This is a genomic window from Phytoactinopolyspora endophytica, assembly GCF_004138495.1.
GTDB lineage: Bacteria > Actinomycetota > Actinomycetes > Jiangellales > Jiangellaceae > Phytoactinopolyspora > Phytoactinopolyspora endophytica.
This window is the reverse complement of record NZ_ML142849.1, coordinates 676,709-685,201: the sequence shown is the minus strand read 5'-3', so window position 1 is coordinate 685,201 and position 8,493 is coordinate 676,709. Positions and strand designations below refer to the sequence as shown.

The following is an 8,493-nucleotide window of genomic DNA, read 5'->3' as shown; positions in this document are numbered from 1 at the left end:
TCTTCAACCAGAGCTGATTCTGTTTAGTCCATCACATTAGATATGAGTCCCATGCGATCCCTAGATCGGTGCCGGTTGCGGCAGCCGACCCCAGCGTCAGGTAGGTTCGGATGCTGTGTCGGTCATTACGCAGCCCCTGTCGATAGCTCTATGGCTGTTCTTCATCGCCCTGCTGGTACGTCTGGTGGTCGACTGGATCCAAGTCTTCGCACGAGAATGGCAGCCCAAAGGGCCGCTGTTGGTCGTTTTAGAAGCCGTGTACACGGTGACCGATCCGCCGCTACGAGCGATCAGGCGGGTCATTCCGCCGCTCCGAATCGGTTCGATCGCACTTGATCTAGCGTTCATCGTGCTGATCATCTTGGTGCGAATTGCCATTACGATTGTGGCATCCCTGGGGTGACGCGGTACGGTGACTGTCGACGCTGCACACATTCGAGGTGACGCTATGCCACTGACGCCCGAGTCCGTCCAGAACAAGGAGTTCACGACCGTCCGCCTGCGTGAAGGTTACGACATGCAGGAGGTCGACGAGTTCCTGGACGAAGTTGAGGCTGAGCTCGCGCGTTTACAGCGCGAGAACGACGAGCTTCGTGACAAGCTGGCCGCGGTGACCCGCGGGGCTGGGGCCGTCGGTACGACGGAGCCGGCCCAGCCGCCACGACAGCCCGAAGCTCCCAAAGCACCACCGTCGGCCGCACCCTCGGCGGCTCCGGCCGCTGCGCAGCCGGCCGCTCCGGCCGGTGGCGGTGGGCAGCCCAGCGATGCGGCTGCCAAGGTGCTCGCATTGGCCCAGAAGACGGCCGACGAGCTGGTCGCTGACGCCAAGACCGAAGCGGACCGGCTCATGAGCGAAGCACGTAGTCGCTCGGAGAAGCTGGACGCCGAGACCAAGGCGAAGGCGGCGAAGCTCGAGCAAGACGCTCGCCAGCGGGCTGAGTCGATCGACCAGGAGATCCAGAAGCGTCGCGCACAGGTCTTCGGCAAGCTGGAGACCGAGCGGGCAGATCTGGAGCGCCAGCTGGAAGGCCTCCGTGCCTTCGAGCGGGAGTACCGCAGCCGTCTGAAGTCGTACCTGGAGAGTGAGCTGCGCAAGCTCGAGATGGGTGCGTCGAACGACACGGAGCGGGCCGAGGCCGAGATCGCTGCCCACATGCAGCAACAACAGCCGCAACAGCCGCAGCCGCAACAGCCGCAACAACCGCAGCCGCAACAGCCGCAGCAACAACAGCAGCAGCCGCAGCGGACTGGCCCGGCGAACAACAACTCGTCGCAGACGCAGTCTCAGGGCCAGGCACAGACGACGGGCGGTGGCGGCAACGAGAATGCCTCCACCACCGGTGGTTCACTGCGTTCGGTCGCGAGCCTGCTCGACGACGAGCAAGGCTGACCAAGAGCTAGCGAACGGCCCCGGCGCAGAACTCGCGCATCGCGAGTTCTGCGCCGGGGCCGTTGTGCGTTCTTAGCGCCCTGCGCCGCTAGACCTGGCGTAGGCGGAAGGTCAGGCCGAGGTCCGAGTCGGTGTGGTCGGGCCGGCCGGCGAGCTCCTCGAGGTCGCTGAACACCCGGACAGCGAGGACCTCGTCAGCGAGGAACGCCTCGTGTTCACGTAGTGCCTCGGCCAGTGGGGCCGCCTCGGCGCTCGTGGACCATGCCAGCTCGATGCGGTCGGCCACGTCGAACCCGCTCGTCTTACGGGCATCCTGCACCAACCTGATGGCCTCGCGTACCAAACCGGACCGGACCAATTCGTCGGTGAGGGTGAGGTCGAGGGCGACGGTCTCGCCCTCACGGGCAACCGCCCAGCCCTCCCGAGGGGTCTCGGTGATGACGACATCGTCGGGGGTGAGCTCGACATCGCCGACGCCGTCCACGGTCAGGGTCGCCGATCCGGTGGCGCGCAGGGATGCCGCGAGAGCGGCCGCGTCGGCGCCGGCGATGGCCTGGGCCACCGTCGGTGTGTTCTTCGCGAATCGCTTGCCCAGCGAGCGGAAGTTCGCCTTCGCGGATACATCCAGCAGCGCGTCGGCGGAGTCGCCCGCAGGCTCCGCGGCGTCCGAGGCACCGGCTTCGCTCAGCGACAGCACCTGCTGCACGTTGAGCTCGTCGGCGATCTCCGCCCGCAGCTCGGCCCTGAGCGACTCCCACCCCCATGCGCCCACCAGTGCGCGGGCCAGCGGCTGCCTCGTCCGGACCTTCGACTCCGCCCGGGCGGCGCGGCCCAGCTCGACCAGCCTGCGGGTGAGTGCCACCTCGGAGGCCAGCTGGTCGTCGATCAGGCTGGTGTCGGCCTGCGGCCAGGTCGCCATGTGCACGGACTCGGCCGCGGACTCCTCGACCGGCACCACCAGGTCCTGCCAGACGCGTTCGGTGATGAACGGCACCATCGGTGCGAGCAGGCGGGTGAGGGTCTGCACGCACTCGTGCAGCGTCGCCAGAGCGGCCGGGTCGCCGTCCCAGAACCGTCGCCGGGAGCGTCGCACGTACCAGTTCGACAGATCGTCGACGAAGGCCTGCAGGTGAGCACCGGCGCGCTGAGTGTCGAAGTTCTCCAGGGCGGTGTCGACGTCGCCGACCAGCCGGTTCAGCGCGCTGAGCGCCCACCGGTCCAGGACGTGCCGCTCAGCGGGCTCCGGTGCGCCCTGAGAGGGGGTCCACCCGGCGGTGCGACCGTACAGGGACAGGAACGAGGCAGTGTTCCAGTACGTCAGCAGCACCTTGCGGATGATCTCGCCGAGCACGTTCGGCCCGATCCCGCGCGACTGCCACGGCGAGCCGTTCGCGGCCATGAACCACCGCACCGCGTCCGCGCCGTGCTCGTCCATCAGCGGGATCGGTTCCAGGATGTTGCCGAGGTGCTTGGACATCTTGCGGCCGTCCTCGGCGAGGATGAGGCCGAGGCAGAGCACGTTCTCGTACGACGAACGGTCGAAGACCGCGGTGCCCACCGCCATCAGCGTGTAGAACCAGCCACGCGTCTGGTCGATGGCTTCGCAGATGAACTGCGCCGGGTAGGCGTTGGCGAAGGCTTCCTGGCTGCCCGGTGCGTACGGATAGCCCCACTGTGCGAACGGCATCGAGCCGGAGTCGTACCAGGCGTCGATCACGTAGGGCACGCGGTGGAAGGTGCCCGGCACATCCGGCATGGTGAACGTCACGTCGTCGACATAGGGGCGGTGCGGGTCCAGCTCGGAGAGATCATCGCCGACGAGCTCGGACAGCTCGTCGAGCGAGCCGACGCAGACCATCCGGGACGGGTCCTCGTCGTTGCGCCAGATCGGCAGCGGCGTGCCCCAGTACCGGTTGCGGGACAGCGACCAGTCGATGTTCCCGCGTAGCCACTCGCCGTAGCGGCCCCATTTGATGGTCTCGGGATACCAGTTGGTCTTCTCGTTCTCCCGCAGCAGCGCGTCGTTGAACTGCGTGGTGCGGATGTACCAGGACGGCTGGGCGTAGTACATCAGCGGCGTATGACAGCGCCAGCAGTGCGGATACTCGTGCTCGTACTGGGTGTGCCGGAACATCTTGCCGCGCTCTTCCAGATCGCGGGTGAGCTTGGCGTCGGCGTGCTTGAAGAACTCACCGCCGACGAGGGGCAGGTCCGCGCGGAAGGTTCCGTCCGGCTCCACCGGGTTGACGACGGGGAGACCGTAGCGCTTGCAGACCCGCAGGTCGTCGGCGCCGAACGCGGGCGCCTGATGGACCAGGCCGGTGCCGTCGTCGGTCGTGACGTAGTCGTCGACCACGACGAAGTTGGCGGGCTCGCCCTCGGCGGACAGCTCGACCAGCTCGAACGGGCGCTGGTAGCTCCACCGTTCCATCTCGGAGCCCTGGAACCGCTGGACGACGGTCCAGCCCTCGCCGAGCACGGCGTCGAAGAGCGCCTCCGCGACGACGAGCGTCTCGGGGTCACCGGCCGGAGAGTGTCTGGTGGCGGCGACGTAGGTCACGTCCGGGTGTACGGCGACGGCGGTGTTCGAGACCAGCGTCCAGGGCGTCGTGGTCCAGATCAGCAGCGATGCACCCGGGGTGGTGTCGCTGAGCGGGCCCGAGGTGAGGGGGAGACGCACGTACACCGAGGGGTCGGCGACGGTCTCGTAGCCCTGGGCGAGCTCGTGCGAGGACAGGCCGGTGCCGCAGCGCGGGCAGTACGGTGCGACGCGGTGGTCCTCGACCAGCAGCCCGGCGTCGAAGACCTGCTTCAGCGACCACCACACGCTCTGCACATAGGACGAGTCCATGGTCCGGTAAGCCTGGGAGGTGTCGACCCAGTAGCCCATCCGCTCGGTCATCTCTTCGAACGCGCCGACGTAGCGCTGGACCGACGCGCGGCACCGGTCATTGAAGGCGGCGACGCCGTACGCCTCGATCTCGCCCTTCGACTTCAGTCCGAGCTCCTGCTCGACGGCGATCTCCACGGGCAGTCCGTGACAGTCCCAGCCGGCCTTGCGGGCGACGTGGTACCCGCGCATGGTGCGGTAGCGGGGGAATACGTCCTTGAAGACCCGGGCCTCGATGTGGTGCGTGCCGGGCATGCCGTTGGCCGTCGGCGGCCCTTCGTAGAAAGTCCATGGCGGCTTGCCCTCGCTGGCCTTGACGACCCGAGAGAAGACGTCGTTCTCCCGCCAGAAGGCGAGGATGTCGTGTTCCATGGCCGGCAGGTCGACCTGGGCGGATACGGCCCTGTATGTGTCGCTCATCGTCTGTGTGTCCTCCGTCGTCGTTGCCCGACGGAGGGACGAGGCTGACCCCGCGGTACCACCCTCCTTGGCCGTGCCAACGGGAGACTTCCGTCGTCGGCTGAGGCGACGGCGGCCCGCCCGGATAGGTGGTCCCCGGCGTGGCCGGCGATCACTGGCATGACCCTCTTCGTTGCGCGCGGCCGGTTCTACTGGGCGCCGGTGCGGCCGCGTCTGACGACGACGGGGCCATCTTCCGCCGCGCACTACCATGAGCTGCGCGCATGAAGGCGGCCATGCACCGGCACTGTTCTTCCGGCGGCTCCGGGGCGATATTCACCCACACTCGTACCGCCGGGCTCACACCATCCCCGGCTCGCTCATGGCCGTCTGTATGGACTACTTGTCCCCTTCAACGCCTGCTCGCTGGAGCCAGTGTACTTCGGAGCCGACCGCGGATCACCCCGGTTTCGTAGCACCGCTCCCGGGGTGCGAAACCGGGGAGCGTAGCGGAGCCGTGGCGCGGTTGCGCGGGCATGCCCGGGGCGCGGGTGGGTACCGGAGTTCGGACAGACTCGCAGGGCGGCCGCGACGACGGCTCGTCCAGGGCGGACACGATGATCGGTAGTGACCTTGGGATTGGCCGGTGGTTATGATGGACGTCACTCACTCGTCGATCGGTGAGGCTGACCGCTCGCCCAAGGCTTCGCGGGACCAGAATGTGGCCAGCCGTGCGAACACGACAGTCGCTCGATCGATGCGCGGCTGCACTGTCGTGGGAGGCTGGAGGGGTGCGAGTGACGGTGCGGGTGAAACCGGGATCGAAAAGGCCCGGCGTGGGCGGCCGGTACGGCGACGCCTTGGTGGTGTCGGTAAAAGAACGCGCCGTCGATGGCAAGGCCACCCGGGCGGTCCTGGACGCAATGGCCGAGACCCTGGGCTGCTCACGACGTGATGTACGTCTCGTCGCAGGTGGCTCCAGTCGAACCAAGATCATCGAAGTTCCGGAGAGCGCCACTGCGGCGATCAGTGGCCTATTCGAGCTCAATCAGTCAAACTAGCTGGGAAGACACCAGAGATTATTCGCTGTGAGCGAAAGCGGGCTCATTCCTAACGGCTACGGGAATCGGCCTGGCGGACTGTCTGCTGAGTATCGACACGCGTATCAGAACGCTGTGGAAACGCTGAGAAAGAAGGTGACTCATTGAACGTGAGCGATGGAGGATCTATCCTCAGCTGACCCGGACGAAAAGTGGGCGGGCAACGTGGCAGAACAGGGGGTGCGTGAGAATGACCGAGCGCACAGACAGCACGGAAGCAACAGTGAAGGCACCGGAGGGACAGCCAGTGGCACTTGTCGTAGGTGCTGACGAGGACCCCTGGACCACGGAGGAGCTCGACGAGCTGCGTCAGACGCTTCGTGGGGACTCTGCCCGGCTCCGGGAGGAGATCGCGGGTGCCGAGCATGACATCGCGGATTTGCTGCGCCGGAGCACCTCTGACGGCGGTGAGGACCAGGTCGATGCCGGCTCGAAGACGTTCGAGCGTGAGCATGAGCTGTCGCTGGCGGCCAGCCATCGGGACATGTTGAACCAGACCGAGCGTGCGTTGTCGCGGATCGAGGACGGCTCTTACGGGATCTGCGAGAGCTGCGGCAACCCGATCGGCAAGGCTCGGCTACTGGCGTTCCCTCGTGCGACACTGTGTGTAGCATGCAAACAACGGCAGGAGCGTCGCTGAGTCGCGACGAGACATTCAGCACGTCAGGTGTGCGGGGCCGGTCGGCGGGCAGCTCGGGTTGCCTGCCGCCGTTCTGTGACCGGCGTTCGACGAGACGGGGGAGACGGTGAGCGTGTCCGTTGACCCCAGCGAGGTCGGCGGCGGAGTGAGCAGCGAATCGGGCGCTATCCAGACCGGTGGACGGGCTCGTCGCAGGACGGGCCTGCTGCTTGTTGTCGCCGCGGTGATCCTGGCGCTGGACCAGATCACGAAGGTGTGGGCGGTCGCCGAGCTCAAGGACGGCCGCGTCATCAACGTGGTCGGAGACTTCCTCCAGTTCCGCCTGATACGCAACCCTGGCGCGGCATTCAGCATGTTCACGGACATGACCGTGGTGCTGACGGTGATCGCGGCAGTGGTGGTCGCGGTGATTGTCTGGGTGAGCCGGAAGGTGACCAGCCCGATGTGGGGCATCGCGCTCGGCGGGATGCTGGGCGGTGCATTGGGCACGCTGAGTGACCGGGTGTTCCGGGAACCAGGTCCCATGCAGGGTCACGTGGTCGATTTCATCGAGCTTCCGAACTGGCCGGTCTTCAACGTCGCCGACTCGTCGATCACCTGCTCTGCGGTGCTGATCGCGTTGCTCAGCTTTCGTGGAGTGGCGCTCTCGTCGCACGCTCACCCCGACGATCAGGGCGACGCGGTGGCTGACCCCGTCGACGCCGCCCTCGACCACGGCCACGATGAGAGCGCCGACGACGATGCGAGCGCCGACGACGATGCGAGCATGGGCGGCGGCCGGCTCCGGGATGATGCCGATCTTGGCGACCGGGCGGACCCATCGGACACGGAACCGATTGAGGACTCGCCGACCGCCGCTGGGGACACGTCTGACGATTCCACGGAGGTCACGTCTGGCGATTCCTCGGACGTCACGACCGCCGCCGACGACGACGCCGGGACAGACCTGAGGTGAGTGACCGGCGCGTGCTTCCCGTACCGGAGGGCCTGGAAGGGGAGCGACTCGACTCTGCGCTCGCTCGGCTGTTCGGATTCTCTCGCAACAAGGCGGCCGATCTGGTCGAAAACGGCTTTGTGCTGGTCGACGGTGTAGCGGAGCCCAAGTCGGCACGCGTGCATGCTGGAGGCTGGCTCGAGGTCGAGATGCCGCCGCCTGCGGCCCCCGTCGAGGTGGTCCCGGAAGAGGTCGAGGGGATGCGGGTCGTCCACGACGACGATGACGTCGTGGTGGTGGATAAACCAGTGGGCGTGGCCGCGCATCCCAGTCCGGGCTGGGTGGGGCCGACCGTCGTCGGTGGCCTGGCCGGAGCCGGTTTCCGAGTCTCGACCAGCGGAGCCGCGGAGCGGCAGGGCGTAGTGCACCGGCTGGACGTCGGTACCAGCGGGCTCATGGTGGTGGCGAAATCAGAACCGGCATACACGTCGCTGAAGCGCCAGTTCCGGGAGCGCACGGTGGAGAAGATCTACCACGCGCTGGTCCAGGGACATCCGGATCCTTCCCGGGGAACGGTGGACGCCCCGATCGGACGGCATCCGCAGCATGACTACAAATGGGCCGTGACCGCGGACGGCAAACCCAGCGTCACCCATTACGAGACGGTGGAGGCGTTTCCGGCGGCCAGTCTGCTGGAGATCCACCTGGAGACGGGCCGCACCCACCAGATCCGGGTGCACATGAGCGCGCTACGGCATCCTTGCGTGGGCGACCTCACATACGGCGCCGATCCGACGATGACGGCACGGCTCGGTCTGTCCCGGCAGTGGCTGCACGCGATGCGTCTGGGCTTCGAGCACCCCGGAACGGGATCGTGGGTGGAGTTCGAGGCCTCGTACCCGGACGATCTCCGGGACGCTCTGGACCAGCTGGCACCGTGACGTTCGTCGTGGTGATTCTGGCCGTCTGAAGATGTAGGGGTCAGACGGCGTGCGGGCGGTAGACGGTCAGCTGACCTGCCATCTTGGTGAACTCGCAGTGCGCGTACGAGCCGACGGTCTCTCCGTCGCAGGCGATCTCGAACGTGCCGGACTCGGCTGCGACGCTCAGCGAACGGGCTGTGGCGGCGCGATGGACCCG

General features: G+C 66.9%; 7 protein-coding genes. 6 read left to right on the top strand and 1 reads right to left on the bottom strand.

Annotated features, from left to right (window positions below):
- Positions 1–115: 115 nt before the first annotated feature.
- Positions 116–403 carry a YggT family protein gene (locus ELR45_RS02980; protein WP_129663262.1) on the top strand — a complete coding sequence of 96 codons (288 nt, stop codon included), beginning with the start codon at positions 116–118 and terminating at the stop codon, positions 401–403.
- A 45-nt stretch (positions 404–448) separates the two neighbouring features.
- Positions 449–1,390 carry a DivIVA domain-containing protein gene (locus ELR45_RS02975; protein WP_129663260.1) on the top strand — a complete coding sequence of 314 codons (942 nt, stop codon included), beginning with the start codon at positions 449–451 and terminating at the stop codon, positions 1,388–1,390.
- 88 nt (positions 1,391–1,478) lie between these two features.
- Here the strand turns inward: ELR45_RS02975 and ileS are convergent, their stop codons facing one another.
- A complete protein-coding gene (gene ileS, locus ELR45_RS02970) occupies positions 1,479–4,700 on the bottom strand; it encodes an isoleucine--tRNA ligase (protein WP_129663258.1) in 3,222 nt (1,073 codons plus the stop codon).
- Positions 4,701–5,470: 770 nt separating this feature from the next.
- Between ileS and ELR45_RS02965 the strand changes: the two genes are divergently transcribed.
- From ELR45_RS02965 to ELR45_RS02950, 4 genes are all read left to right on the top strand, one after another.
- Entirely contained in the window at positions 5,471–5,740 is a 270-nt protein-coding gene (locus ELR45_RS02965) for a DUF167 domain-containing protein (protein WP_420813776.1), read from the top strand.
- 229 nt (positions 5,741–5,969) lie between these two features.
- Positions 5,970–6,419: a TraR/DksA family transcriptional regulator gene (locus ELR45_RS02960; RefSeq protein WP_129663254.1), complete on the top strand. Its 450-nt coding sequence runs from the start codon at positions 5,970–5,972 to the stop codon at positions 6,417–6,419.
- A 106-nt stretch (positions 6,420–6,525) separates the two neighbouring features.
- A complete protein-coding gene (lspA, locus tag ELR45_RS02955) occupies positions 6,526–7,374 on the top strand; it encodes a signal peptidase II (protein WP_129663252.1) in 849 nt (282 codons plus the stop codon).
- Entirely contained in the window at positions 7,371–8,294 is a 924-nt protein-coding gene (locus tag ELR45_RS02950; protein WP_129663250.1) for an RluA family pseudouridine synthase, read from the top strand. Before lspA ends, ELR45_RS02950 begins: the two co-directional genes overlap by 4 nt.
- Positions 8,295–8,493 lie beyond the last annotated feature (199 nt).